Annotated in this window: 21 protein-coding genes; 13 read left to right on the top strand and 8 right to left on the bottom strand. The window is 68.9% G+C overall.

Features of this window, described 5'->3' with window-relative positions; translation table 11 throughout:
• The first annotated feature begins 3 nt into the window (after positions 1-3).
• Positions 4-1,476: an amidophosphoribosyltransferase gene (purF, locus tag F6A08_RS16280; RefSeq protein ID WP_017204288.1), complete on the top strand. Its 1,473-nt coding sequence runs from the start codon at positions 4-6 to the stop codon at positions 1,474-1,476.
• Complete coding sequence (locus tag F6A08_RS16275; protein WP_124894730.1) at positions 1,476-2,801, top strand: MFS transporter; 1,326 nt, start codon at positions 1,476-1,478, stop codon at positions 2,799-2,801. Before purF ends, F6A08_RS16275 begins: the two co-directional genes overlap by 1 nt.
• Positions 2,802-2,807: 6 nt before the next feature.
• On the opposite strand, the gene F6A08_RS16270 is transcribed toward F6A08_RS16275, so the two are convergent.
• On the bottom strand, positions 2,808-3,842 hold the full coding sequence (locus tag F6A08_RS16270; RefSeq protein WP_017204290.1) for a LacI family DNA-binding transcriptional regulator: 1,035 nt from the start codon (positions 3,840-3,842) through the stop codon (positions 2,808-2,810).
• A gap of 94 nt (positions 3,843-3,936) precedes the next feature.
• Here F6A08_RS16270 and F6A08_RS16265 point away from each other — a divergent pair, with 94 nt between their 5' ends.
• Both F6A08_RS16265 and F6A08_RS16260 read left to right on the top strand, forming a co-directional pair.
• Positions 3,937-5,748 carry a glycoside hydrolase family 35 protein gene (locus F6A08_RS16265; protein ID WP_151460032.1) on the top strand — a complete coding sequence of 604 codons (1,812 nt, stop codon included), beginning with the start codon at positions 3,937-3,939 and terminating at the stop codon, positions 5,746-5,748.
• 227 nt (positions 5,749-5,975) lie between these two features.
• Positions 5,976-11,177 (top strand): endo-alpha-N-acetylgalactosaminidase family protein, encoded by a 5,202-nt coding sequence (locus tag F6A08_RS16260; protein ID WP_151460031.1) that lies wholly within the window; start codon positions 5,976-5,978, stop codon positions 11,175-11,177.
• Positions 11,178-11,432: 255 nt separating this feature from the next.
• Here the strand turns inward: F6A08_RS16260 and F6A08_RS16255 are convergent, their stop codons facing one another.
• The 4 genes from F6A08_RS16255 to F6A08_RS16240 form a co-directional block, all read right to left on the bottom strand.
• Positions 11,433-12,356: a carbohydrate ABC transporter permease gene (locus tag F6A08_RS16255; RefSeq protein WP_017204293.1), complete on the bottom strand. Its 924-nt coding sequence runs from the start codon at positions 12,354-12,356 to the stop codon at positions 11,433-11,435.
• On the bottom strand, positions 12,353-13,327 hold the full coding sequence (locus F6A08_RS16250; protein ID WP_124894733.1) for a carbohydrate ABC transporter permease: 975 nt from the start codon (positions 13,325-13,327) through the stop codon (positions 12,353-12,355). The genes F6A08_RS16255 and F6A08_RS16250 overlap by 4 nt, the downstream gene beginning before the upstream one ends.
• Positions 13,328-13,417: 90 nt before the next feature.
• Positions 13,418-14,731, bottom strand: coding sequence for an ABC transporter substrate-binding protein (locus F6A08_RS16245; RefSeq protein ID WP_017204295.1), 1,314 nt, complete (start codon positions 14,729-14,731; stop codon positions 13,418-13,420).
• A gap of 336 nt (positions 14,732-15,067) precedes the next feature.
• Complete coding sequence (locus F6A08_RS16240) at positions 15,068-15,253, bottom strand: DUF3073 domain-containing protein (RefSeq protein ID WP_017204296.1); 186 nt, start codon at positions 15,251-15,253, stop codon at positions 15,068-15,070.
• 151 nt (positions 15,254-15,404) lie between these two features.
• On the opposite strand from F6A08_RS16240, the gene F6A08_RS16235 reads away from it, so the two are divergent.
• Positions 15,405-15,947, top strand: coding sequence for a universal stress protein (locus tag F6A08_RS16235; protein ID WP_017204297.1), 543 nt, complete (start codon positions 15,405-15,407; stop codon positions 15,945-15,947).
• Positions 15,948-16,029: 82 nt separating this feature from the next.
• Here the strand turns inward: F6A08_RS16235 and F6A08_RS16230 are convergent, their stop codons facing one another.
• The gene (locus F6A08_RS16230; protein ID WP_017204298.1) at positions 16,030-16,656 is read right to left on the bottom strand and encodes a PadR family transcriptional regulator; all 627 of its coding nucleotides are present in this window, start codon (positions 16,654-16,656) and stop codon (positions 16,030-16,032) included.
• On the bottom strand, positions 16,653-17,492 hold the full coding sequence (locus tag F6A08_RS16225; RefSeq protein WP_124894735.1) for a DUF4097 family beta strand repeat-containing protein: 840 nt from the start codon (positions 17,490-17,492) through the stop codon (positions 16,653-16,655). Before F6A08_RS16225 ends, F6A08_RS16230 begins: the two co-directional genes overlap by 4 nt.
• Positions 17,493-17,726: 234 nt before the next feature.
• On the opposite strand from F6A08_RS16225, the gene F6A08_RS16220 reads away from it, so the two are divergent.
• The 3 genes from F6A08_RS16220 (at position 17,727) to F6A08_RS16210 (ending at position 19,867) form a co-directional block, all read left to right on the top strand.
• On the top strand, positions 17,727-18,548 hold the full coding sequence (locus F6A08_RS16220; RefSeq protein WP_151460030.1) for a MerR family transcriptional regulator: 822 nt from the start codon (positions 17,727-17,729) through the stop codon (positions 18,546-18,548).
• A gap of 142 nt (positions 18,549-18,690) precedes the next feature.
• Entirely contained in the window at positions 18,691-19,062 is a 372-nt protein-coding gene (locus F6A08_RS16215) for a hypothetical protein (RefSeq protein WP_151460029.1), read from the top strand.
• 4 nt (positions 19,063-19,066) lie between these two features.
• Positions 19,067-19,867 (top strand): nitroreductase family protein, encoded by an 801-nt coding sequence (locus tag F6A08_RS16210; protein ID WP_151460028.1) that lies wholly within the window; start codon positions 19,067-19,069, stop codon positions 19,865-19,867.
• A 17-nt stretch (positions 19,868-19,884) separates the two neighbouring features.
• Here F6A08_RS16210 and F6A08_RS16205 read toward each other — a convergent pair whose 3' ends face one another.
• Positions 19,885-21,411 (bottom strand): FAD-dependent oxidoreductase, encoded by a 1,527-nt coding sequence (locus F6A08_RS16205; protein WP_151460027.1) that lies wholly within the window; start codon positions 21,409-21,411, stop codon positions 19,885-19,887.
• A gap of 86 nt (positions 21,412-21,497) precedes the next feature.
• Between F6A08_RS16205 and F6A08_RS16200 the strand changes: the two genes are divergently transcribed.
• From F6A08_RS16200 to F6A08_RS16180, 5 genes are all read left to right on the top strand, one after another.
• Positions 21,498-21,872: a fluoride efflux transporter FluC gene (locus F6A08_RS16200; protein ID WP_225855870.1), complete on the top strand. Its 375-nt coding sequence runs from the start codon at positions 21,498-21,500 to the stop codon at positions 21,870-21,872.
• Positions 21,869-22,228 (top strand): fluoride efflux transporter FluC, encoded by a 360-nt coding sequence (locus F6A08_RS16195; protein WP_151460025.1) that lies wholly within the window; start codon positions 21,869-21,871, stop codon positions 22,226-22,228. Before F6A08_RS16200 ends, F6A08_RS16195 begins: the two co-directional genes overlap by 4 nt.
• A 111-nt stretch (positions 22,229-22,339) precedes the next feature.
• On the top strand, positions 22,340-23,608 hold the full coding sequence (locus F6A08_RS16190) for an ABC transporter substrate-binding protein (protein WP_151460024.1): 1,269 nt from the start codon (positions 22,340-22,342) through the stop codon (positions 23,606-23,608).
• Positions 23,609-23,612: 4 nt separating this feature from the next.
• On the top strand, positions 23,613-24,572 hold the full coding sequence (locus F6A08_RS16185; RefSeq protein ID WP_151460023.1) for a carbohydrate ABC transporter permease: 960 nt from the start codon (positions 23,613-23,615) through the stop codon (positions 24,570-24,572).
• The gene (locus F6A08_RS16180) at positions 24,565-25,452 is read left to right on the top strand and encodes a carbohydrate ABC transporter permease (protein ID WP_017204308.1); all 888 of its coding nucleotides are present in this window, start codon (positions 24,565-24,567) and stop codon (positions 25,450-25,452) included. Before F6A08_RS16185 ends, F6A08_RS16180 begins: the two co-directional genes overlap by 8 nt.
• The last annotated feature ends 1 nt before the right edge of the window (position 25,453 follow it).

Here is a 25,453-nt window from a genome sequence, read left to right as displayed (position 1 = left end):
CCCATGTGCGGCATCGTCGGAATGGTGGGCTCTGCCCCCGTCAATCAGGACATCTACGACGCACTCCTGCTGCTGCAGCACCGCGGCCAGGATGCGACGGGCATCGCGACCGCCGAGGCGAACGGCGTGATGCACAACGCCAAGGCGCAGGGCATGGTCCGCGAGGCCTTCCGCACCCGCGACATGCGCGCGCTGCTCGGCAACGTGGGTCTGGGTCACGTGCGCTACGCCACCAAGGGCACGGCGTCGAACGAGGAGGAGATGCAGCCGTTCTACGTGAACGCGCCGTACGGCATCATCCTCATCCACAACGGCAACCTCACCAACACGCGTGAACTCACGGCCGACATGGCCAAGCGCGACCGCCGTCACCTCAACTCCTCGAGCGACACCGAGCTGCTGCTCAACGTGCTCGCCGGCGAACTGCAGAACACGACCTCGACCGTCGACCTCGACCCCGAGCGCATCTTCGAAGCAGTAGCCCGCACGCACGAGCGCATCGAGGGCGCCTACGCCGTGATCGCCGTGATCGCCGGCTACGGTCTGCTCGCGTTCCGTGACCCGTTCGGCATCCGCCCCCTGATCCTCGGTCGCCGTCCCTCCACCGTCCCCGGTGCGGAAGGGCGCGACGAGTGGGTCGTCGCGAGCGAGTCGCTCGTGCTGGAGAACGGCGACTACGAGGTCGTCCGCGAGGTCGAGCCCGGCGAAGCCGTGTTCATCACGAACGACGGCGAGCTGTTCACCAAGCAGTGCGCGACGGAGACGCACCTGGCTCCGTGCGCGTTCGAGTACGTCTACCTCGCCCGACCCGACTCCGTGATGAACGGCATCTCGGTCTACGAGTCGCGTCTGCGGATGGGCGACAAGCTCGCGGACACGATCGCGAAGCACGTCCCGATGGACAAGATCGACGTGGTCATGCCGATCCCGGACTCGTCCCGTCCGGCAGCCATGGAGGTCGCCCGCAAGCTCGGCATCGAGTACCGCGAGGGCTTCTACAAGAACCGCTACGTCGGCCGGACCTTCATCATGCCGGGGCAGGCGGTGCGCAAGAAGAGCGTGCGCCAGAAGCTCAACGCCATGTCCACGGAGTTCCAGGGCAAGAACGTGCTGCTGATCGACGACTCGATCGTGCGCGGGACGACCTCGAAGGAGATCATCCAGATGGCGCGGGACGCCGGGGCCGCCTCGGTGACCTTCGCCTCCGCGGCTCCGCCCGTGCGCCACCCGCACGTCTACGGGATCAACATGCCCTCGCGCCACGAGCTCATCGCGCACGGGCGGACCATTCCGGAGATCGCGGAGGAGCTCGGCTGCGACCACCTCGTCTACCAGGAGGTCGAGGACCTCAAGGCCGCGATCACCGAGGGCTCCGTTCTGGAGGACCTCGACATGAGCTGCTTCGACGGCCGCTACGTCACCGGCACCGTGTCCGACGAGTACCTGGCGTGGGTGGAGGGGTCGCAGACCTCTTGATGTCCGGGTCCCCGAACTCGTCGATGGGGCGCCCGCTCTGGCAGGGGCGGGCTCTCGCGCTGATCGGGATCGTGCTCGTCGCGTTCTCCCTGCGGTCTGCGGTGGCCTCGTTGTCCCCTGTGCTCGATCACGTGGCCGCCGACTTCCCCGTGTCGCCGGTGGTCGTCGGCCTGATCGGAGCGGCGCCGCCGGTCTGCTTCGCCCTGTTCGGCCTGCTCACTCCGCTGTTCGAGCGGCGGTTCGGCCTCGAGCGGATGGCCGTCTCGGCGATCGTGCTCATGGCGGCCGGGATGCTGTTGCGCGGTCTCGCGCCGGACTCCTGGACGCTGCTCGCGGCGACTGCAGTGGTGTTCGCGGGCGTCGGGTCGGGCAACGTGCTGCTGCCGCCCCTGGTGAAGAAGTACTTCCCCGACCGTCTCGGCGTCATGATGACCGCGTACTCGACCACGCTGGCCGCTTCGACGTTCCTGCCGCCGCTGGTCGCCGTCCCGGTCGCCGACTCGCTGGGCTGGCGGGTCTCGCTCGGCATGTGGGGAGTGGTCGCGGCGCTGGCCCTGGTGCCGTGGGTCACGCTCCTCATCCGCAGCCGCTCCGCGGACGACCGGCCGATGCCGACCGAGCTCCTGGTGCCGGATCCGACCGACGGGGTCGACGACGTGCGCGACGCGGTCGCCGCCTCCACCGGTCCGATCACGACGCAGTCGGCCAGCCCGCAGGTGTTCCGTCGGCTCTGGCGACTTCCGCTCGCCTGGGCGCTGGCTCTGGTCTTCGGCACGTCATCGACCATGGCCTATGTGTCGTTCGCCTGGCTTCCCACGATGCTCGTCGACATCGGCGGGGTCACTCCCGCGACGGCCGGGTTCCTGCTGTCGCTGTTCGCGCTGATCGGGCTGCCGTGCTCGATGCTGGTGCCGATCCTGGTCGTGCGGTTCCAGGCCACCCGGCCGCTGTTCTTCGTCGCGGTCGGCGCGGGACTGGTCGGTCTTCTCGGGCTCCTGTTCGCACCGACCGTGGCGCTGCCGCTCTGGGTCAGCATCTTCGGTCTCACCGCCATCATGTTCCCGCTCAGTCTCGTGCTGCTCAGCATCCGAGCGCGCACCCCCGAGAGCGCGGTCGCCCTCAGCGGCTTCGTGCAGAGCTTCGGCTACGCGATCGCGGCGGTCTTCCCGCTGCTGGTCGGGATGCTCCACGAGACCACGGGAGGGTGGCAGGTGCCGCTCCTCGTCGTCGGCGCGGTGCTCGTGGTGTCGATCCCTGCCGGGATCGTCGCGGGTCGTCGGCGCACGGTCGAGGACGAGTGGGAGCGCCGGCACGGGCGCTGGTGAACTCCGTCAGCGACGGGCGCGCGGCGGCGCGGTGGACGACCGGACGATGAGCTGCGGATCGGTCGAGGGCACCTCGCCGAGCGCCTCATGACCCTCGATCTGGGCGATGAGGCGCAGGGCGGCCGCGCGGCCCATCGCCTCGAAGGGCTGACGGACGGTCGTCAGGGCGGGTGAGGCGTAGGCGGCGAGGGCGATGTCGTCGACGCTCACCACCGAGACGTCCTCCGGCACGCTGCGGCCGGCCTCGTGCAGCGCGCGGATGAGTCCGAAGGCCATCTCGTCGCTGCTGACGAACACGGCCGTCACCTCCGGGATCGCCGCGATCGTGCGCCCTGCGCGGTACCCCGATTCGGGAGTCCAGTCGCCCGGGATGACCGGCGGGGGTGCGATGCCGCGATCGCGCAGCGTCTGCTCCCAGGCCTCGCTGCGCTGCTGGGTCTCTGTCCAGTAGTCGTCTCCCGAGACATGCCACACGGTCTCGTGCCCCAGGTCGAGCAGATGCTCGACGGCCAGTCGCGCGATCGCCCTCTGGTCGACCGCGAGCGGGGCGTTCTCGTCGAGTGAGGTGCGCTCGCTCCGGGTCGCGGGGGTCCGTTCGGTGCGGGTCTTCATCGCCGGACTCTCCAGCTCGACCGGCACACCGAGGATGATGCCCTCCGCTCCCTGGCGTTCCAGGCGATCGAACGCTTCCAGGAACGACTCCGCTGAGGCGTGGTCGGCGACGGCCGCGGTGGTCACCGTGTAGCCGTTCGCTGCCGCGGCCTGCTGGATGCCGACGCCGAGCGCGGCGGAGGAGTACCGGTCGGTGGACACCACGATGACGCCGAGCACCCGCGTGCGCCCGGAGGCGAGCGATGCGGCGGCGGCGTGCACCCGATAGCCGAGCTCCTCGACGGCGGCGAGCACGCGCTTGGCGGTGTCCGGCCGCACGTTGTCCTGCCCGGACATGACGCGCGAGACCGTCTGGGTCGAGACTCCGGCGAGCTGGGCGACGTCGACCTGGCTGGGGGCGCGGTCGTCTCTCGGGCGACGAGGTGACATGTGCCCAATGGTAGCGATCAATCGGCGGAAAATCGGGAGGCGAGCACATCGGCGATGCGATAATGTGAACGCAAACACTCGTGCTTGGAGCGCTATGCCTGACCTTCTCGCCTCGGCTCACGACGGCTCTTCCCTCGCTGTCGTCGCCCCGGCCTCCGCGGCGCCGATCGGCGCGCCGGCCCTGTCCTGGCGCGACGGGGAGATCCTTCGCGACGGCGTCGCTCATCGCATCCTCGCGGGCTCCATCCACTACTTCCGCGTGCACCCCGACCTCTGGGAGGACCGGCTCCGGCGACTCGCGGCGATGGGCGCGAACACGGTCGACACCTACGTCGCCTGGAACTTCCACGAGCGCGTCGAGGGTGACATCCGCTTCGATGGATGGCGCGATGTCGAGCGATTCATCCGGCTCGCCGGCGAGGTCGGACTCGACGTCTTCCTGCGCCCCAGCCCGTACATCTGCGCGGAATGGTCGAACGGCGGGATCCCCTTCTGGGTGTCCGGTCGGGTGGCCGCCCTCCGCACCAGCGATGCCGACTTCCTCGCCGCGGTCGATGCGTGGTATGACGAGCTCATCCCGCGGCTCGTCCCGCTCCAGGCGTCGCACGGGGGACCGATCGTCGCGGTCCAGGTCGAGAACGAGTACGGCTCGTTCGGCAGCGATGCGGCGTACCTGGCCCACCTGAGCGAGGGACTGCGTCGGCGCGGCATGGTGGAGATGCTCACGACCGCCGACGGCATCACCCCCGACATGATCGCGCACGGCAGTGTCCCCGGGGCGATGACGACGTTCACCTTCGGAACCGGCGTCCCGGTCGCCGCAGCTCTGCGTCGTGAGGGCGAGGCTCTGATGTGCAGCGAACTCTGGGGCGGCTGGTTCGATCACTGGGGCGAGCGGCATCACGTCCGGTCCGCCGACAGCATGGGCGGCACCGTCCGCGAGCTGCTCGACGAGGGCGGTTCGGTCAGCCTGTACATGGCGCACGGCGGCACGAACTTCGGGCTGTGGAACGGCGCCAATCACGACGAGGTGCTGCAGCCGACCGTCACGAGCTACGACTCGGATGCGCCGATCGGGGAGGACGGCACGCTGGGCGAGAAGTTCCATGCGCTGCGTGCGCTGTTCGCGCCCTTCCATTCCGGAGAACTCCCGCCCGTGCCGCCGCAGCCCCGACGTCAGCGTGCTGCTTCGACCGCGCTGGAGCCCGTGGCCTCGCTGCTCGATGTCGTCCGCGCGACCCCTGCCGTCGGAGAGCCGTCGCCTCGGCCGCTGACCTTCGAGCAGCTCGGCGCGGAGGACGGGCTGGCGGCCTACGAGACCGAGGTGTCCTTCCCGGAGGACGCGACGCTCACAGTAGACGGCCTGCACGATCGCGCCGTCGTCTTCCTCGACGACCGGCGCCTCGGCGTGCTCGAACGAGACGGTCAGACGACCCTCGCTCTTCCCGTCGAGGGCGGCGGCGGGCGGCTCACGCTCCTGGTGGAGAGCCTCGGGCGCATCAACTACGGCCCGTACACCGGTGAAGGCAAGGGCATCATGGGCGGCGTGATGATCGGACGGCGCTTCGTGAACGGCTGGACGCATCGCGCCATCCCCCAGACGGCTCCTGACCTCGTCGGATCGGGCGGAGACGACGGCGCCGCCGTCGCGTCGTTCGACATCGCCGAGCCGCTCGACGCGTGGCTCGCCTTCCCCGACGGCAGCAAGGGCATGGTCTGGCTGAACGGCTTCCTGCTCGGGCGCTATTGGAGCGTCGGCCCGCAGGAGACGCTGTACGCCCCGGCGCCGCTGTGGCGCGAGGGGCGGAACGAGGTCGTGGTGCTCGACACCGACGGGCTCGGCTCGCGGGTCGAGATCCGCGAGCGTCCCTCGTTCGGGGAGACCGAGGAGTTCATCGGCTCCTGAGGCCGTCCCGTCCAGAGCCGCTCCGCACATCGTGCGCGAGCGGCTCCGACGTCTCAGCGGGCATGACCTTCGGCCAATGTTTGCGCTTCCGCGCACCGATCTCTTGTCTTAAGCGACTGTCTCGCTCTACGGTGATAGCGCAAACATCGATTCGTATCGATGACACCCACCTGCGGCGCATCGGGGCGTCCCCTCTCCCGACCGTCGCTCCGATCGAGAGGCAAGACGTGTCGAAATCCCCCCGACCGCCCCGGACGGCGGTCGCTGTCAGCTCCCTGCTGGCGACGGCCCTCGCCTTCGGCGGCGTGCTCGTCCAGGCGCCGGCGGCGCAGGCAGCCGAACTGATCCCCGTTCCCAAGGCGGACTACCGCCTGCACGCGGTGTCGAGCGAATCCGACCCGTGGCCGGCGCCACCAGCGCTCGACGGCACGGCCCTCGGCGCCTTCGACGGCGACTTCACCACGCAATGGACCTCGAGGTACGCGGCCAGCGCGCCGTTCCCGCACTGGATCGCCGTCGACCTGCAGCGGTCGCTCTCGGTGAAGGCCCTCGACTACTCCGTCAAGCGCGGACAGAGCGTGGCGGCGAAGACCGTGGGGGTCTACGTCACCGACGATGCGGAGGCCGCTCGCACGTCACCGGCCGACGGCGGCTGGGGATCCGCAGCCGCGACCGCGACTCTGCACGCGCCCACTGCCGACGGCGAGAAGCAGCGCATCGAACTCGGCACCGCGAAGGACGGCCGCTTCGTCGCCCTCCTGATCATCGACGCACAGGGAACCACCGGCGGAGGAGCCGGCGAGATCGAGATCCTGTCCGATGAACAGCTGCCTCCGATCGTCACGGAGCCGGAGAACCCCGGCCCCGGAGAGACGGTGGACACGGTCGAGATCGCGAACGGCGGCACGACCGCCGTGGTCGCCACCGGGTTCCCGCAGATCACCGGCTACCGGATCGGGACGGAGAGCATCGACGGACAGCGCACGTCCGCGAAGACGTGGGCGGTGAACGGCAAGGCCTACGCGGCAACGACCACGTCGACGCCGACTGCGACGGGCATCGACTACGTCTCCCAGCTGACCGGCATCGATGTCACGGTGCGCAGCAGCATCCGTGTGGCGGAAGACGGCACGGTGGCCTTCGAGGTCACTGCCATCGAGGGAACGGCCGTCGTCAATACGCTCGGCCTTCCGGACAACGCGTTCCTCTCCGGATCGGCCGGTGCCGGCGCCGTGCTCGACCGCACGGTCATCAGCCCCGACAGCACCAAGAACGCCGACGAGCACATCGCCGTGAACGCCGCGACGCCGACGGGCCAGAAGGGGGCGGCCTTCGCCTTCCTCGGCACCGGCGCCCTCGTCGGCAGCGTCATCACCAACGCGACGACGCAGGCCTCCGGCGGCACAGCCTCCTGGAACACGCGTCTGACCACGCGCGTGACCGAGACGGCGGGTCGCACCGCCGAGATCGGATCCAGCGCCTGGCTCATCCACCCCACGACCGCCGTCGACAGCCGGGTCACGACCTACGCGCTTCCGCGGGTGACCGTGCTGTTCGCCGCCGACCGCAACGGTGACGCCGAGGTCGACTGGCAGGACGCTGCGATCCGGTACCGCGAGGTCGACACTCCGCGGCTCGGTGCCGACCGGGTCGCGGAGCGCGTCGTCAGCAGGATCCCGTTCAACTTCGCCTCCAGTGCGACGAACTACTTCGACCTCACGCTGGACAACACCAAACGGATCGCGAACCAGACCGACGGTCTCGGGCAGTGGGTGCTCAACAAGGGGTTCGGCAGCGAGGGCCACGACTCGGCGAACACCGACTACGGCGGGAACTACAACGAGCGTGCCGGCGGACTCGCCGACGTCAACACCCTCGTCGACGAGGGTGCGAAGCTCAACGCCGACATGAGCGTGCACGTCAACGCCACGGAGATCTACCCCCAGGCGAACGCGTTCGACTCCGCGATCCTCGACGGTACGGCGCCCTACAAACCGGGCTGGAACTGGCTCGACCAGTCGTACTACATCAACCAGCAGACGGATCTCGGAACGGGGCGGGTCCTCGACCGCTTCCAGCGGCTGCGCGACGAGGTGCCCGGCCTCAGCGGCGTCTACATCGACGTGTACTACTCCAACGGCTGGGTCGCGGAGGAGCTCGCGGACGAGCTCAATGCCATGGATCTCGAGGTCGCGACCGAGTGGGGCGACAAGTTCGTCGACAGCACGGTCTGGTCCCACTGGCCGAACGATCTGGGCTACGGCGGCGTGACCAACAAGGGCATCAACTCGACCATGGTCCGCTTCATCCAGAACGGGCAGGCCGACGTCTGGAACGACGACGCCCTGCTCGGCCAACAGCGCCTTGTCGACGCCGAGGGCTGGGTCGGCAACCGAAACTGGGACGGTTTCGTCGACAACATCTGGACGCAGAGCCTGCCGACCAAGTTCCTGCAGCACTTCGACCTGTTGACGTATGACGCAGGTGCGCAGGCGACGTTCACGGATGACGTGGCGGTGCGCATCGACGGCGACACCAGGGTCGTCACGATGGACGGCGCGACCGTGCTGCGCGGCGACTCCTACCTGCTCCCGTGGCAGTCGCTCGCGTCGAATCAGGACTCCGGCTCGCCCGTCGACGCGGACAAGATGTACTTCTACAGCGCGTCCGGTGGGGAGAAGACCTTCGACCTCACGGCGGCGTTCCAGGGGAACACGGCTTTCGACGTGTTCGAGCTCGGTGATCAGGGGCGAGTGAAGGTCGGCACGGTCGACGCCGTGAACGGCACGCTCACCGTCCAGGGCGAGCAGGGCACCGCGTACGTGGTCGTTCCGCAGGGTGGAGCGCAGCGCGCGGCCGTCGAATACCACGATGCGGGCCTCGACGATCCCGGCTTCAACGCAGGCTCGCTGGATGTGTGGCATCCGCAGGGTGATGTGACGCTCGAGCGCACCGACGTGGGCGCCGCGAAGAACGAGTCCCGGGGCGACAACATCGCCGTCCTCGGAGCCTCCGCCTCCTCGATATCCCAGACGGTGACCGGGCTCACGCCGGGACAGCGGTACGCGTTCTCGGCGCAGGTGCAGATCGATCCGACCGCCACGCGTGACGTCACCGTCGCGGTCGACACCGGCGCCGGCGTAGTCGACCGAACGTGGAACCTCTCGCCGACGTACAACTACATGCGCGCCGACTCCAAGGCCGGGCAGTACTACCAGCGCGGCGCGGTGTCCTTCCTCGCCCCCGCGTCGGGCGAAGTGAGCGTGTCCGTCGCGGCGGCGGCCGGAGAGGCGAAGGTGCGGATCGACAACGCCCGCGTCTCCGCCGACACCACGGCGCCGTTCGCGGCAGGAACGGTGTACTCGAACGACTTCGAGGGCAACGCGGCGGGCTGGGGGCCGTTCGTGAAGGGCGACGCCAACGGCATCGACGATCCGCGCACGAGCATCTCCCGTCGACACGACCCCTACACGAGCAGCGACTGGCGCAACACGGCGAAGCCGTATGACGCCGGCGCCCTCGCCGGGATGGCCGTCGACACGACGTTGAACGGCGAGCACTCGCTGATGTCGCACTCCGAGAACAGCGGCGTCGTCTACCGCACCGACCCGACGCTCGTCTCGTTGCAGCCCGGGCACACCTATCGGATCGGATTCGACTACCAGGTCGGCGCGAGCGGCGCCTACCGCTGGCTCACCGGCACGGACGCGGTCGCGGGCGGGAAGGTCACCTCGACCACGCTCAGTCGCACCGGCCTCACGCAGGCGCTGCAGACGACGGAGTTCTCCCAGGACGTGATCGTCGGATGCGGCGACTACACCTGGGTGGGACTCGAGCGGGTGGGTGGTCCGGACGTGGACTTCGTGCTCGACGACTTCACGGTCACCGACCTCGGCGAGACGCCAGGAGGAACGCCCTGCGCGACGGTGTCCGGCGAGGCCGCCGTGCTCAGCCCCGGCACGCAGACCGCTTTCACCACGACCTTCACCAACAGCGAGTCGATCGCCGTGGACAACATCGGCGTGCAGCTCGAGGTGCCCGAAGGCTACGTGGTCGAGGTCGCCGATGACTCATCGAACCTGTTTGACGAGGTCGCGGCCGGCGACAGCGTGGAGACCACCTGGCTGATCACGGCGCCCGCGGACGCCGCAGGCACGACGGTCGGCATCGGGATCGCGGCGACGTACCTCGCTGACTGTGATGTGCGCACGGTCGGGACGACGCAGGAGGTGTCGGTGTCTTCGCGGGCCCGCATCCCCAACGCGCAGATCACCGCGACGGCGAGCTCGGAGGAGACCTCGGGCGAAGACGGCGCTGCCGCGAACATGCTCGACGGCAACGCCGGCACGTTCTGGCACAGCCGGTGGAGCTCGGCGGCCACCTCGTACCCGCACGTGCTGACGTTCGACCTCGGTGCTGCCGAGCAGGTCGACGGCATCTCGTACCTGCGCCGAGGTGCGAACCAGAACGGGCCCATCAAGGGATACGAGGTCGCGGTGTCGACGGACGGACAGGCGTACACACCCGTGGCCTCGGGGGAGTGGAAGAACGTGGCCGAGTGGCAGGACGTGGACTTCGCGGAGACCACGGCCCGCTACCTCCGCGTGACGGCGCTCTCTTCGATCTCGGGGACACAGTTCGCCGCGGTCGCCGAGATGGCCGTCTACGGCTCCTCCGCACCGCGGGCCGGACACGCTCCGGCGACCCGTCCTGCGGATGACCTGAGCGCGTGCAACCCGGTGATCGACCCGAAGCTCGGGCTCGACACCGACACGGTGCGTGCCGGAGAGACGGTGGGCATGGCGCTCACGGGCTTCGCGCCGCGGTCGACGGTGTCGGTCTGGCTCGACGGCACCAGACTGACGGATGCCACGGTCGATGCGGAGGGCGCGTTGACGACGCGGCTGCTGATCCCCGCGAACGCCGAGGTCGGGAAGCACAGGGTCATCGTGCGGGATGCGGCAGGCGCCGAAGTCGCAAGCGCACCGTTGAAGGTCAAGAAGGCGAAGCCGGGGAAGAAGGCGACCGTCACGGCCTCCATCGGCTCTGTCGTCGCGGGATCGAGCGTGACCGTGCAGCTGAGCGGCTTCGAGGCCGATGCGCTGGTGCAGCTGTGGCTGCACTCCGAGCCCGTGCGGATCGGGGAGGTGACCGTGTCAGCAGAAGGCGCCGCGGTGGCGACCGTCACGATTCCGGCGTCGACCCCGGCCGGCGCGCACGCGCTGGTCGCGACCGATGCCCAGGGTGTCGAGCTGGCTCGGGGCGACCTCGCCGTCACGGCTGCGACGGGTAGCGGCAGTGGCGGCAGCGGGGGAAGCCTCGCGACGACGGGTGCCGACGGCGCGATCTGGACCGGTGCGGCTCTCGCCGCGCTTCTCACGATGGGCCTCGGCCTGACCCTGTGGCTGCGGAGACGTCGCCTGAGCTGACCAGCTGGCGCACGAACGGCCCGGAGGCATCCCGCCTCCGGGCCTTTCGTGTGCCGCTCCCTCCCCGTCGAGTGCACGGCTTCTCGTCGAGCGCACGGCTTGTCCACGTGGATGTCCCGTGCGTTCGCGGGCTTCCCGTGCACTCGTCATGCCCGCGCGCGGGAATCGCGAGGCTCCTGCAACGCAGAAGTCCGCCCTCGGCAGGGGCCGAGGGCGGACACGTGGGGCGGGTGGGGGGTGGGGAGAGCGGGGAGGTCAGCCCTTGACGGCGCCGGCGGCGAGGCCGGAACGCCAGTACTTCTGCAGAGTGAAGAAGAGCAGGACGAGGGGGATGACGCCCAGCAGCGCTCCGAGCATGACGGCGCCCTTGTCCGGGGAGAAGTAGCTCACCATGCCGTAGAGGCCGAGGGTGACGGGCTTCAGATCCTGACTCGAGATCATCATCAGCGGGAGGAGGAAGTTGTTCCACGTCGCGACGAAGATGAACAGGAAGATCGTCACCATCGCCGGGCCGAGAAGCCGCAGCACGATCGTGAAGAAGATCCTCGCCTCCCCCGCTCCGTCGATGCGGGCAGCTTCCAGCAGTTCGGTCGGCACCGACGACTGCGCGTAGACCATGCCGAGGAACACACCGAACGGAGACACCGCCGAGGGGATGATGATCGCCCAGATCGTGTTCGTCAGTCCGAGGGCGTGGAACTCGATGTACAGCGGCACGGTCAGCAGCGCGACGGGGAGCAGGAGTCCGGCCATGATCACCCCCACCGCGATGCGCTTGCCCGGAAAGGCGAACTTCGCGATCGCATAGCCGGCCATGACAGCGAACAGGGTGCCGATCACGCCGGCGCTCACGGAGTACAGCATCGAGTTGCCGACCCACCGCCAGAACAGCCCCTGCGTCCAGCTCATCAGGCTGTCGTAGTTGGTGTCGAGGTTCCAGTCCGCGAACCAGAAGCCGAAGGTCGAGGTGAGGTCGGCGTTGTTCTTCGTCGCCGCGACGATGAGCCAGTACACCGGGACCAGGAAATACAGCGTGGCGACGACGAGCGCGATGATGCCGAACGCGCGAGCCGCTGGTCCCGGAGCGATCGAGGGCGGCGGAGCGTCCGCATCGCGGGGGCGTCGCGGTCGACGCACGGATGCGGGTGGGGCTGTGGTGACGAGGCGCGTGGTGGTCATGCGTCGCCCTTCCGGCGCTGCAGCAGCGCGTACACGATCGCGAGCACTCCCGCGATCAGAGCCATGAGCAGGGAGTAGGCGGACGCCGGGCCGCTGCCGGAGGGCGAGAGCTCGCCCATCATCGTGTTGTAGGTGAGCATCATGGGCGTGAAGTCCTTGCCCATCCACGAGTTCGCCGCCTGCAGGACCACGGGCTCGTTGAACAGCTGGATCGTGCCGATGATGGACAGCAGCACGGCGAGCAGAGCGGCACCGCGCACGAGCGGCACCTTGATGCGCATCGCGATCTGGAAGCCGGATGCTCCGTCCAGGCGCGCCGCCTCGTACAGGTCGCGCGGCACGGCCTGCAGCGCCGACAGGAAGATGAGCATGTTGTAGCCCGTGTAGGTCCACGTGGTCATGTTCGCCATCGAGAACAGGATGGTCCCCGGCGCCATGAAGTCCGTCCCCTCGGGGAGGTAGGGGAGGAAGGGCGACACCTCCGGCGTGTAGAGATAGAGCCACATCATCGCGGCGATGATCCCCGGCACGGCGTACGGCAGGAAGAAGGAGAGCCGGAACAGGGTCGGTCGACGCACGATGAACGAGTCCAGCAGCAGAGCGAGCGCGAGCGCGGCGATGATCATGACCGGGATCTGCAGGGCGGCGTAGAGGATGACCCGACCCATGCCGGTCCAGAAGGCTCCATTCGTCGCGGCCGTGACGAAGTTCTCGAGGCCGACGAAGGTGTCGACCAGCTCGCCGCCCCCGTAAAGCCCCCCACCGGAGGGGACCTGCGCGAAGAACGCCGACCGCACGGAGACGATGATCGGCACCAGGAAGACGACGAGGAACAGCAGGGCGAACGGCGTCATGAACAGCCAGCCCGTCAGGCCCTCGCGTCGTGTGCCGAAGCCGCGTCGGCGCGCGGGGGCTGAGGGAGTGCGGGGTGCCGGAGCCGGTGTCGTCCGCGTCTCGGTCACTGTGACCATGGTGTCGCCTCTCGATCTCGAGACGACGGCGGAGTGCACGATTGCGCGTGCACTCCGCCGTCGATCATCCGATGATGCCTTCTCGGTCGCTCACTCCGCGACCGGGAGGCCGAGGTCCTTCAGCGACGCGACGGCCGTGTCCTGCGCGGTGGTGAAGATGTCCGCGACCTTTGCCGTGCCGGCCACGGCGGCCGCGGCGGTCTCGTTCATCTTCGAGAGGGTCGAGAAGCCGGGCGCGTACGGGAAGTCCGGGTTCAGGTTCTCGGTCGCGGTGGCGAGCTCGGCGAGGACGTCCTGTCCGCCGAACTGGCGCAGCATCTTCTCCGGGGTCTCGACGCTGCCCTTCGCGGCGACGACGAGGCCCTGCGACGCGAGGTCGTCGACCTGCGTGTTGAACCAGTCGTTGAACTCCATGGCCTCCGCCGGGTGCTCGCAGCCCTTCATGACCGAGACGCCGGAGCCGCCGTCGGGGCCGCTCATCGCGCCGGCTCCGAAGTCGGGGAGCTGGGCGACGCGCCACTGGCCCTCGGCGGGAGTGCCGTCGAGCGAGTCGAGGAGGAAGCCGGCCTCCCATGCGGCGCCGATGTGGCCGATGAGGCTGCCGTCGTTCAGTGCGGCGGTGAAGCCCTCGCCCCAGCGCTCGGTCGCCAGGGTCTGCTTGCTGTCGAGCAGCCCCTGCCAGAATGCGGCGACGCGCTCGGAGCCCGCGCCCTGGGCGTCGACCTTCCACTCGTCGCCGGCGGTGCTGAACCAGGTGTCGCCGGCCGCTGCCGACTGGCCGGCGAGCCAGTTCTGTGCCTCGTCGGACGTGAAGGCGGTGACGTACTTGCCGGCCGCGGTGGCCGTGGCCGAGTCGGCCGTCAGATCGTCGAGCGTCTTCGGAGCGTCGAGCCCGAGCGCCGTGAATTCGGCCTCGTTGTAGAAGTACACCAGGGGGCCGGTGTCCTGGGGGAGGCCCACGATGGCGTCGCCGACCTTCATCGCGCTGAACGCTCCGGCCGAGAAGTCGTCCTCGTACTTCGTGGCTTCGTCGGCCACGTCCTGCAGCAGCCCCTTGACGAACAGCTGCGGCACCTCGGAGTATCCCGTCTGCGCGAGGCACGGGCCGTTGCCGGCCTTCACGTCGGTCTCGAGCTTCAGGATCATGTCGCTCGACTTGCCGTCGAACTTCGTCGCCTTCACCTGGATGTCGGGGTGATCGGCGTTCCAGCGGGCGACGATCTCGGAGGTGGGCGTCATGCCCTCGCCGTCGGGGAGGCGGTGCAGGTACTCGATCGTGACGGGCTCGCCGTCGGCGGAGCCGCCACCGGAGTCGCCGGACGAGCAGGCTGCGAGGCCGAAGGCCGACACCGCGCCGACAGCGACGATCGCGGCGGTGCGGGTGAAGCGAGGGGTGATTGCCATGCTGTTCTCCTCTTTGAGGTCATGTTCTTCGGACCGCCCGGTGCGGGGGCTGACGCCGGAGCGTCGTCGATCACATGCACATCAAATCAGAAAATGTTTGCGCTCACAAGCGCTGGAGCACCACGAAATCGGGGGATCTTCTGGAATGCTGGAGAGCGCTGACATTCGCGCTCCGACGACCTGGCGCGGTGACGCTCTGCGCGCGTGCGTCGCCGGGGCGCGATTCGCCAGGGCGGGCCGGCGCGCCCTGCGTTCCGCTCGCGGCCGGAACGGAAACCGCGTGCAGACACGAAGAAACACCCGCACAGCGTGCGGGTGTTTCTTCCAGATCGGCTGTCAGGCCTTCTCTAGTTCGTCCTCGTCTTCGTCGGCATAGTCGTCCGCCCACTTGTCGACGTAAGCGTCTTCGTCCGTCGGGTGAGCCAGCTCGCGCTCGAGCGCGGAGTAGTTCACCGACGGACTGTACGCCTTGAGTTCGCGGGCGATCTTGGTGTGTTTCGCCTTCTGACGGCCACGGCCCATGCGCGAGACCCCCTCACGAGTCAAGCCGCGGGCGGATGAGGCCCGGGGCATTATTCACGACACCGGCTCGAGGCCGGTAAGAGTAGCATTCAGAATAGCACGCGGGTAAGACCCTCTGGCTGACGCCAGGCTGGTGAAGGGAACGATCTTCATGACCGACAGCACCTCCACTCCCTCCGAAGAGGCCGCACAGAACGCGGCGCTGCAGCGGGCCGTCATTGTCGGCATGCAGCTGGATCAGGACCCGCATGTGATCCACGAGGCCGTGCGCTACGCGCGACTGCTCGGCGCGCCCCTCGTGATCGCGCACGTCGACGTGACGCGGTTCGTCACCTACGAGGACCCCGACGGCTACGTGCACTCCGCTCCCATCGACATCAACTTCGACGCGGGGGCGGCCGAGTTCGAGGCCGTGGAGGCCGCGGCGGCGAAGATGCTCGCGGGGACGGATGTCACCTGGACGGCGCGACAGCTGGTCGGAGACCCGGCGCTCGCCATCAAGCAGCTCGCCAACAAGCTCGACGCGCAGCTCATCGTGGTCGGCACGCGCAAACGCGGCATCGGCGAGTCGATCAGGGAGTTCTTCACCGGCTCCGTCGCCGCGCGGCTCGCGCATCGACAGCATCGCTCGATCCTCGTCGTCCCGCTCGGAGAGTCCGTTCCGGACGAGCAGAAGGAGATCTGGCCCGAGTAGCACTCGCCCGTCGGCGTCCCTTCCCGAAGGTGTCGGTGACCCTCACGGGTACCGACACCTTCTGCGACGGGAGCGGCTCGGGTCAGTGGCCGGGTGAGCTCAGAGCGACCGTCACGCCCCGCGCAGCCTCGTCGAGCGCGGACTCGAGGTCCGTCACCACGGAAGCGGGCAGCGATCCGCCCTTCGCGACATGCGTGCGCAGGTCGGTGCGCACACGGGCGCGGAACGCGTTGATGATCGCGTCCGCCCGATGCATCTCCTCGCGGCTCAGGAGCCGGGAGTCGTCGGATGCCGTGCGGGGGCGGCTCTTCGCCGCGGTCCGGTCGTCCTTCTCCGCAGCGGCGAGATCCGCCCGAAGGCTCTTCATCGCGTCCTGGACGCTCTGGCGCACCTCCGTCGCGATCAGTCGCACCGAATCCGTGAGACCAGCCTCGATGCCGGCGAGGTCGTTCTCCCGCGCGGCCAGTTCCGCGCGCCCGGCTTCCGTGATCGCGTAGATCGTGGTGCGGCCGTCGACGGTCTTGGTGACCAGACCGTCCTCCTCGAGCTTCGCGAGCCGAGGGTAGATGGTGCCGGCGCTGGGGGTGTACGTGCCGCCCGTGCGATCGGTCAGTGACTGGATGATGCCGTAGCCGTGCTGGGGCGACTCGGCGAGCAAGGACAGCAGGTACAGGCGCAGGTCGCCGTGGGAGAAGACTGCGGGGCTCATGCTTCCCACTCCGCGTCGTCCTCGATGGATGCCGGGGTGCGGCGGAGCACCGTGACCCCGCCGGAGACGGAGTTCGCGCGCAGGTCGACGAAGCGTCCCGCGAGCTCGCCCGTCGTCCCGGTGAAGTTGCTGGGGCCGGAGGAGCTGCGCTCCACGCCGTCGATCAGGAGGCGTCCGCTGAGCGTGCGGATCACGTAGTTCGCCGCGAGCGACTCGTCGAGACGGACGGTGGTTCCGCCGGAGACCGAGTTCACGGTGATCGTGTTCACGTCGCCCGCGGCGTCGACAAGGGTGGCTCCCGAGACGATGTCGATCGTGGCCTTGCGCACGGCACCCGTGACGGCCACGTCACCCGAGACGCTGTTCGCGCTGATCGAGCCGGTGAGGCCGCGCACCTGCACGTCTCCCGAGACGGAGTTCACCGTCAGGTCGCCGATGAGCGTGTCGACGATGATGTCACCCGACACGGTGTTGAGGCGCGTGTCGTTGCGGAGTCCGGACACGAGCGCGCCGGCGCTGACGACGCCGAGGTTCAGGGCGACGGACCGGGGGACGGCGACGCTCACCTCGGCACGGGGGCCGCCGGATCCGAAGTTCCGGAACACCTCGAGGAAGTTGTCCCATCCCAGCTGCGGGTGGTCGATCTCCACCTCGCCGTCGTGGGCTTCGATGCGGAGGTCTTTGGTGGTGACGCCGTGCACCTCGATGCGGATGCCCGGTTCGTCGTGGGCGATGACATCGACCTGCCCGCCGACCAGACCCACTTTGAGGCGGGTGACGGACTCGATGTCGATGACGCGTTCTTCGCCGGGGGCGATGAGCCACTTCTCGGTCATGTGCTTCTCCTGGTTTCGAGGGTCACGATATATCGTGTTCTCCGACAATAACACGATATATCTCGTCTGTGTCAACCCCATCCCCGTTCCCGTCGCGATATTCCAGCCATAGGCGCGGCTTTTGGCTGGAATATCGCGACCGGAGCGGCCTGATGTTCGAGCTTGACCTTGACGCAACGTCAACAAATAGAGTCGGCGGCAGAGAGAAGCACAGGTGAGGGAAGGGAGGCGGGGATGAGACGGGACTGGTCGATCCAGGAGATCGCACGACTCGCGGGCACCACGAGCAGGACGCTGCGTCACTACGACGACATCGGACTGCTGCCGCCCTCGCGCATCGCGCACAACGGCTACCGGCACTACGACAGCGCGGCGCTCGTGCGCCTGCAGCGGATCCTGCTGCTGCGGGAGCTCGGACTCGGACTGACCCAGATCGCCGACGTCCTCGGCCCGGCGACGGGCTCGGTCACGCAGGGTGCAGAGCAGCGCGAGGCGAGAGCACTCGAAACGCATCTCGCGCTGCTGCGCGAGGAACAGACCCGGCTGGCGCGGCAGATCGCGTCGGTCGAGACCACCATCACAGCACTGAGAGGAGGTGAGAACCTCATGGCAGAGAACATGTTCGACGGCTTCGACCACACCCGGCATCGGGAGGAGGTGGAGGAGCGTTGGGGCGCGAAGGCCTACGCCGACAGCGACAGCTGGTGGCGCGGGATGACCGACGCCGAGCGCGCGGACTGGCAGCAGCGCGTATCCGACCTCGGGCGAGACTGGGTCGCAGCCGCGGAGAGCGGCATCGACCCTGCGTCGACCGAGGCGCAGGAGCTCGCGCGACGCCACGTCGAGTGGCTGACCGGGATCCCGGGCACCCCCGCGGCCGCCGCTCGGCGGGCGCAGGGTCCGGATGCATCGGTCAAGGCGTACGTCATCGGACTCGGCGAGATGTACGTCGCTGATCCGCGCTTCGGCGCCAACTACGCCACGTCGTCCGGTGGGACGCACGGGGCGGAGTTCGTCCGCGACGCCCTCCGCGTGTATGCGGAGGGAAACCTCTGAGCCGACCCCGCTCCGGTCGCGATATGCCAGCCATCGGCGCCGATTTGGCTGTCATATCGCGACCGGAACCGGGGTGGTACCGAACCGGCGGGCGGGGCGCAAGGGGGGCGATCGGGGGGTGGGCGAGGCGTAGGGTCGGGGCATGGCTCACGGACACCGGCGCAGGGACGCAGCGCCGCTGTTCGTCGCCGCGGCCACCGCCTATGGAGCGAACTGCGCTCTCGGCGCAGCCGTCGCCGCCCGGGTCGTGGACACCCGGAACTTCCGGTGGCTGCATCACCTGCTGTACATCGCCACGTGCCTCACGACCGCTGTGGCGCTGAGCGCCGGCCTCTGGGGGGCGCCGCGCCGATCGAGCCGCCGCGCCGCACTCGCGCTCCTGCCCGCCGCCGCACCCCTCGCCGCGATCCCGTACCTCGGCACGCACACGCGCCGCCATCCGCTCGTCGCCCTCGCGGCGGCGCCCTTCGTCCTCGCGGGACTCGTGCTCTCGCGCTCCGCCGACCGGAAGTGAACACATGGAACTGCTCGACGCCATCCGCCGCCGCAAGACCACGAACGGCGCCTTCCTGCCCGACCCGGTCTCCGAGGAGCATCAGCGCATCCTCCTGGAAGCGGCCGGTCGCGCGCCGTCGCAGCTGAACAGCCAGCCGTGGCGGTTCGTCGTGGTCGAGAGCCGCGACACGATCGACGAGATCGCGCGCATCTCCGGTGAGAGCATGACCGAGGCGATGTCGAACGGCACGTTCTTCGAACGGTACAAGCCGTACTTCCGCTTCAGCGAGGCGGAGATGGAGGAGAAGCGCAGCGGCATGCTGTTCGACAAGCTCCCCGCACCGCTTCGGCCGTTCACGTCGCAGGTCTTCACCAAACGCGGCCAGACCCTGATGAACACCTTCGGGGTGCCCAAGACGCTGGGGTCGGAGAACCGGAAGCTCGTCGCCGGATCGCCGCTGCTGCTGGGCGTCATGCTCGACCGCAGCGAGTACCGACCGGGGCAGCTGTCGTCGTTCTACTCCGTGTTCAGCATGGGCGCGGCCATGGAGAACGTGTGGCTCACGACGGTCGAGCTGGGCATGGGCATCCAGTTCATCTCGTTCCCGATGGAGGCGCCGGGGCGCTGGGACGAGATCGTGCGGCTGCTGCGGGTGCCGGATGACCTCGAGCTCATGGCCGTCTACCGGCTCGGCTACCTGCCGCCGGAGCAGAGGCGCCCCGCGATCGACTGGTCGAGCAGCCAGCGCAAGCTCGTCTCGCAGTACGTGTTCCGCGAGGACTGCGACACCCCGCAGCAGGGCTGGGACGAGCCGCTCCGCTAGCGCGCGCCGTCTAGGTCTCACCCCTCGGCGACGCGAGGGATCTCGTCCAGATCGCGGAGCGCGGGGCCCTCGATCCTGGTGCCGTCCGCTGCGAAGCGGGAGGCGTGCAGCGGGCAGTCCCACGTGCATTCGGCGTCGTTCCAGTCGAGCACGCCGCCGAGGTGGGTGCAGACGGCGCTGACCGCGCGCGTGACCCCGTCGACGGTGGAGATCGCGACCGGGCGACCGCCGCGGTTCGCGACGACGCCCTCGCCCTCGTCGGGCTGCCGGACGGGGACCGGCCGGCTCTCCGCCTCGACCCAGCCCTTCGTCGCCGCCGCTGCGACCTTGCCGCCCTCCACGGCCCCGCGCGCGAGGTCGGCAGGGACCGTGAGGCGCGTGCCGATGCGGATCATCCACGACGGCCGCTCGCTCCGTCGCGTGCCGATGATCTCCTCGGTGAGGCGCAGCGCTGCGGCGGGCGCGTTCGACAGCCCCCACTTGGCGTACCCGGTCGCGAGCCGGATGTGCCCGAGCCCGCGGGGCAGTGCGCCGACGAAGGGGATCAGGTTGTGGGACTGGTAGTCCTGCGCGGACCAGCGGTGCGTCTCCTCCGCGTCGGGGAAGTGCAGGCGCGTCCAGGAGATGAGGTCCTCGATCGCGGCGGTCTCGCCGTCCGAGCGGCCCACCGGGTGGCCGTTGCCTCCCACGACCAGCTGCGCCGTGCGCCCGGGGCCGTCGGCGGTGGAGACCGGCCGGATCGAGCGGGTCGGACTGTCGGCCGAGATGAAGGTGCCCTCCGGGACGCCTCCGGAGACCTGGAAGGAGACGCAGTAGGACCGCATCCCCTGCACTTTGGAGAAGTAGAGTCCGCGATCGAGGATCGGGGTCCCCGTGGCGAGCACGATGTGCTCGGCGAACATCGGCCCCGCCGTGGTCTCGACCCGCGGGTCGGGCAGGGCGTGCGCGCCGGTGACGCGGATGCCGGTGTGCAGCGTTCCGCCGCTCGCAAGGAGCTCCGCTGCCAGGGCATGTGCCACGGCGACGGGGTCGATCGTCACCTGGTCGTCGAGAGCCACGGCGCCGGCGGCCGGGAAGGGCGTCGAGAGCTCGTGCTGGTGGAGCAGCCGTGTCGACAGTCCGGCCTCGCGGGCGGCGGCGTGCTGGTCGTTGACCGCGGTCATGCCGTCCGCCCCCTGCGCATACGTGTGGTCGGTGCGCCGGGTGTACGGGACGCCGGCCGAGTCGGCGAATCCGAGGAGCCAGTCCATGCCGGCGCGGTTGGCGTCGACATACGCCTGCACGAGCGATGCCGAATGATGCCGGCGGATCGTGGCGAGCTGCTTGCCCTGCAGGAGGGAGAGCTTGCCGGTGTTGCCGCCGGATGCGAGTTCGGCGACCTCACCGGATTCGATCACCGCGACGTCCAGGCCGGCACGGGCGAGCATCACTGCCGTGGACAGGCCGGTGAGCCCTGCGCCGACGATCACGACGTCGTGTCGGGTGCCGGGGTCGAACGGGGATCCGGCTGGCAGGGTCTGGTCGAGCTTCCACAGAGGCCTCATGGCAGCAGTCAACGGCGGGTGGTGCGGCGACTCCACGGCCTTGACATCGCGCCGCTCGGCTGTCAGGCGCGACTACAGTGGCGAACGTGAAAGTCCGCCGCCTGCTCCTGGTCGCCCTCGGCGGTACGGTCGGCACCGCGGCACGACTCGGCCTGAGCCTCGCGCTTCCCGACGGTGGAGGCTTCCCGGTCGCCGTGCTGCTCGCCAACATCGTCGGCGCCTTCCTGATCGGGGTGCTCGCGGCACGACTTCCCGCAGCGGCAGACCTGCGGCTGCTGCTCGGGACCGGCGTGCTGGGAGGGTTCACGACCTACAGCGCCTTCATGACGGGCACGCTCGCGCTGTGGACGCAGGCGCCGCTGCTCGCCTTCGCGTATGCCGCCGGGAGCCTCGTGCTGGGGCTCGCCGCTGCAGCGCTGGGACTTCGCCTCGGCAGACCGCGGGCACGGAGGGCGGCATGAACCCCGTGCTCTTCCTCGGGGCGGCGCTCGCCGGAGGAGTCGGAGCGGTGCTGCGGTACCTCGTGGATCTGGGCATCGCCCGGCTCGCGGGCCGTCGCTTCCCGTGGGGCATCTTCCTGGTGAATCTCAGCGGCTCGTTCGCGCTCGGACTCGTCACCGCCGCACTGCCCGGGGCCGCGGTCCTCCTGGGCGCGGGGCTGCTGGGCGGGTACACGACCTTCAGCACGGCCATGCTCGACGCGGTGGCGCTGTGGCGCGACGGCGAGCGACCGGCGGCGGCGTTCGACGCGGTGGGGATGCTGCTGCTCGGCCTGCTCGCGGCAGGGCTCGGGCTGGTTCTCGGCTCCGTTCTGTAATCGAGGTTGCGGTGCTCGTGCGCCTCCGGGTACTCTCCTTGCTAATCGTTTAACGCTAAACGGTTAACACGTCCGGTCCCCGCTGTTCCGCACCTGTCGAAGGAGACATCGATGCCCCGCACGACCCGCCGCGCCCTGGGCGCCCTCGCCGCATCCGCGGTCGCCGTCCTCGCCCTCAGCGCCTGCTCCTCCGGGTCGGCCGGTGCCGAATCCGGCGGAGACGTCACTCTGAGCTACGCCATCTGGGACGAGAACCAGAAGCCCGCGATGGAGGACATCGCCGCCGCGTTCACCAAGGAGCACCCGAACGTCACGATCGACATCCAGGTCACGCCGTACAAGGAGTACTTCACCAAGCTGCAGACCGCCGCGACCGGTGGTTCCGCGGCGGACGTCTTCTGGATGAACGGCCCGAACTTCCAGCTCTACGCCTCGAACGGACAGCTCGCACCGCTCGATGACGGCAGCATCGACGCCGGCGACTACCCGGAGGGACTGATCGACCTCTACACCTACGACGGCAAGCTGTACGGAGCGCCGAAGGACTTCGACACCGTCGCGCTCTGGTACAACAAGGCGCTGTTCGACGCGGCCGGCGTGGAGTATCCCTCCGCCGACTGGACGTGGGAGGACTTCACGGCCGCAGCGGCGAAGCTCACCGACCCCGCGAAGGGGCAGTTCGGCGTGGCCGCCAGCCAGTACGGCCAGGAGAACTTCTACAACTCGATCGCGCAGGCCGGCGGCGAGGTGATCTCCGCCGACGGCACGAAGAGCGGCTACGGGTCGCCGGAGGCGCTCGCCGGCATCGAGCTGTGGACCGACCTGATCGCCGCGGGCTCCTCGCCCACGGCGCAGCAGATGACCGACACCAACCCCGAGGACTTCTTCCTCTCCGGCAAGGTCGCCATGTTCCAGAACGGATCGTGGGCGGCCATCGCCTATGCGGACAACGCCGACATCGGCGGCAGCGTCGACGTCGCTCCGCTTCCCTCCGGAGCGGAGGGCAACCAGAGCGTGATCCACGGCGTCGGCAACGTCGCCAACGCCAAGAGCGCACACCTCGCCGAGGCCAAGCAGTTCGCAGCCTTCGCCTCCGGGGAGCAGGCCGCGAAGATCCAGGCCGAGACCGGCACCGTGATCCCCGCGTTCGACGGGACGCAGCAGGCCTGGGTCGACGCCCTGCCGCAGTACGACCTGCAGGTCTACATCGACGCGCTCGAGAACGCCGTGCCCTACCCGGTGTCGAAGAACACCTCGGCGTGGACGAGCATCGAGAGCGAGGTGCTCTCGCAGGTCTGGTCGGGTGCGGTCTCGCCGAAGGAGGGTCTCCAGGACCTCGCCGCCCAGATGCAGGCGGCCCTGGACGCCGAGCAGGAGTGACCTCATGACCGTCATCGCGCCACGCGCGGTCGAGAGTGCGGAGCGGATGCCGGCGCCCCCGGCATCCGCCCCCCGCCGCCGTCGACGGAGTCCCGGAGCGTCACCCTGGTGGGCACTGGTCTTCCTCGGACCCACGGCGCTGGGCATCGCGGCCTTCTACCTCTGGCCGACCGTCCGCACGCTCATCATCTCGTTCACGAAGTCGGGTCCGTTCGGCGGATCCGAATGGGTGGGCATCGAGAACTACACGCGCCTGTTCCAGGACCCCGAACTGATCGGGGCACTGCGCAACACCGCGATCTACACCGCCATCGCTCTGATCGGCATCCCGCTCGCGGTCGGTATCGCCGCGCTGCTGAACACCACAGGACTCAAGGGCCGCAGCGCCTATCGCACGCTGTACTTCATCCCCGTCGTCACCATGCCCGCGGCGATCGCGCTCGTCTGGCGAATGATCTACAACGGCGACTACGGCGTGCTGAATGCCGCGCTCGCCGCCGTCGGCATCGAGGGGCGCAGCTGGCTCACCGATCCGAACACGGCCTTGATCGCGATCGCTGTCGTCGGCATCTGGGCGGGCCTCGGCACGAACATCGTCATCTTCCTCGCCGGGCTCCAGGGCATCCCCGACACGATCATGGAGGCGGCCGACCTCGACGGCGCAGGACCCGTGCGCAAATTCTTCTCCATCACGATCCCGCTGCTGTCGCCGTCGATCTTCTTCGTCAGCGTCATCAGCGTGATCGGGGCGCTGCAGGTGTTCGACCTCATCTACATGATGCTCGGCCGCAGCAACCCGGCTATGCCGAACACCCGCACCGTCGTCTACCTCTTCTACGAGGCGGGCTTCCTCGACAACGACCGCGGTTACGCGGCTGCCGTCGCCTTCCTGCTGCTGGTGATCATCCTGATCCTCACGATCGTGCAGTTCCGTCTGCAGAAGAAGTGGGTGCACTATGAGTGACGTCTCGCTCGACACGCGCGCCATCGTGGGCGCGAAGCCCGCGCGCTCCGGGGCAGGGAAGCCCAAGAACCGCGGTCTCTGGATCGTGCACCTCGTGCTCCTCGTCGGCGCGGTGCTGATGGTCTTCCCCTTCGTCTGGCAGCTGCTCACCTCGTTCAAGACGCTGTCCGACTCGGTGCAGGTGCCCCCGTCGTTCCTGCCGCGCGAGTGGGTGTTCACCAACTTCGCCGAGGTGTTCGATTCGATGCCGTTCGCGCAGATGTTCCTGAACTCGGTGTGGCTCACGGTCGGGCGCACAGTGGGTCAGGTGGTGCTCTGCACCATGGCTGGCTACGCGTTCGCACGCATCCCGTTCCCCGGCCGCAACGCCCTGTTCGTGGTGTTCCTGTCGGTGCTCATGGTGCCGTCGCAGCTCTATCTGCTGCCGCAGTACGAGATCATCCAGTCGCTCGGCTGGCTCAACACGCTGCAGGCGCTCATCGTGCCCGGCATCTTCAGCGCTTTCGGGACCTTCCTGATGCGGCAGTTCTTCATGTCGATGCCCGCCGAGCTCGAGGAGGCCGCTCGCATCGACGGCGCGAATCCGTGGCAGACCTTCTGGCGGATCATGGTTCCGCTCGCGAAGCCTGGCATCATCGCACTTGTGGTGTTCACTGTGCTGTGGTCCTGGAACGATCTGCTCTGGCCGTTGATCGTGACGACCGATCCCGCCAAGATGCCGCTGTCGGTCGGCCTGTCGCAGCTCGTCGGCATCCACGGCACGGACTATCCGGTGCTGATGGCGGGCGCGCTGCTGGCGACGCTGCCCATGCTGGTGACCTTCATGGTGCTGCAGCGACAGTTCATCCAGGGCATCGCGTTCAGCGGATCGAAGGGCTGAG

Origin of the sequence: Microbacterium algeriense (assembly GCF_008868005.1) — a bacterium.
GTDB classification, from domain to species: domain Bacteria; phylum Actinomycetota; class Actinomycetes; order Actinomycetales; family Microbacteriaceae; genus Microbacterium; species Microbacterium algeriense.
Note: the sequence above shows the minus strand (reverse complement) of the source record. Positions and strands in the feature narration are given on the sequence as shown.

Excerpts from the sequence above, each read along its gene's own strand:
- purF (WP_017204288.1), top strand. The coding sequence starts at position 4 with ATGTGCGGCATCGTCGGAATGGTGGGCTCTGCCCCCGTCAATCAGGAC.
- F6A08_RS16275 (WP_124894730.1), top strand. The coding sequence starts at position 1,476 with ATGTCCGGGTCCCCGAACTCGTCGATGGGGCGCCCGCTCTGGCAGGGG.
- F6A08_RS16270 (WP_017204290.1), bottom strand. The coding sequence starts at position 3,842 with ATGTCACCTCGTCGCCCGAGAGACGACCGCGCCCCCAGCCAGGTCGAC.
- F6A08_RS16265 (WP_151460032.1), top strand. The coding sequence starts at position 3,937 with ATGCCTGACCTTCTCGCCTCGGCTCACGACGGCTCTTCCCTCGCTGTC.
- F6A08_RS16255 (WP_017204293.1), bottom strand. The coding sequence starts at position 12,356 with ATGACCACCACGCGCCTCGTCACCACAGCCCCACCCGCATCCGTGCGT.
- F6A08_RS16250 (WP_124894733.1), bottom strand. The coding sequence starts at position 13,327 with ATGGTCACAGTGACCGAGACGCGGACGACACCGGCTCCGGCACCCCGC.
- F6A08_RS16245 (WP_017204295.1), bottom strand. The coding sequence starts at position 14,731 with ATGGCAATCACCCCTCGCTTCACCCGCACCGCCGCGATCGTCGCTGTC.
- F6A08_RS16240 (WP_017204296.1), bottom strand. The coding sequence starts at position 15,253 with ATGGGCCGTGGCCGTCAGAAGGCGAAACACACCAAGATCGCCCGCGAA.
- F6A08_RS16235 (WP_017204297.1), top strand. The coding sequence starts at position 15,405 with ATGACCGACAGCACCTCCACTCCCTCCGAAGAGGCCGCACAGAACGCG.
- F6A08_RS16230 (WP_017204298.1), bottom strand. The coding sequence starts at position 16,656 with ATGAGCCCCGCAGTCTTCTCCCACGGCGACCTGCGCCTGTACCTGCTG.
- F6A08_RS16225 (WP_124894735.1), bottom strand. The coding sequence starts at position 17,492 with ATGACCGAGAAGTGGCTCATCGCCCCCGGCGAAGAACGCGTCATCGAC.
- F6A08_RS16220 (WP_151460030.1), top strand. The coding sequence starts at position 17,727 with ATGAGACGGGACTGGTCGATCCAGGAGATCGCACGACTCGCGGGCACC.
- F6A08_RS16215 (WP_151460029.1), top strand. The coding sequence starts at position 18,691 with ATGGCTCACGGACACCGGCGCAGGGACGCAGCGCCGCTGTTCGTCGCC.
- F6A08_RS16210 (WP_151460028.1), top strand. The coding sequence starts at position 19,067 with ATGGAACTGCTCGACGCCATCCGCCGCCGCAAGACCACGAACGGCGCC.
- F6A08_RS16205 (WP_151460027.1), bottom strand. The coding sequence starts at position 21,411 with ATGAGGCCTCTGTGGAAGCTCGACCAGACCCTGCCAGCCGGATCCCCG.
- F6A08_RS16195 (WP_151460025.1), top strand. The coding sequence starts at position 21,869 with ATGAACCCCGTGCTCTTCCTCGGGGCGGCGCTCGCCGGAGGAGTCGGA.
- F6A08_RS16190 (WP_151460024.1), top strand. The coding sequence starts at position 22,340 with ATGCCCCGCACGACCCGCCGCGCCCTGGGCGCCCTCGCCGCATCCGCG.
- F6A08_RS16185 (WP_151460023.1), top strand. The coding sequence starts at position 23,613 with ATGACCGTCATCGCGCCACGCGCGGTCGAGAGTGCGGAGCGGATGCCG.
- F6A08_RS16180 (WP_017204308.1), top strand. The coding sequence starts at position 24,565 with ATGAGTGACGTCTCGCTCGACACGCGCGCCATCGTGGGCGCGAAGCCC.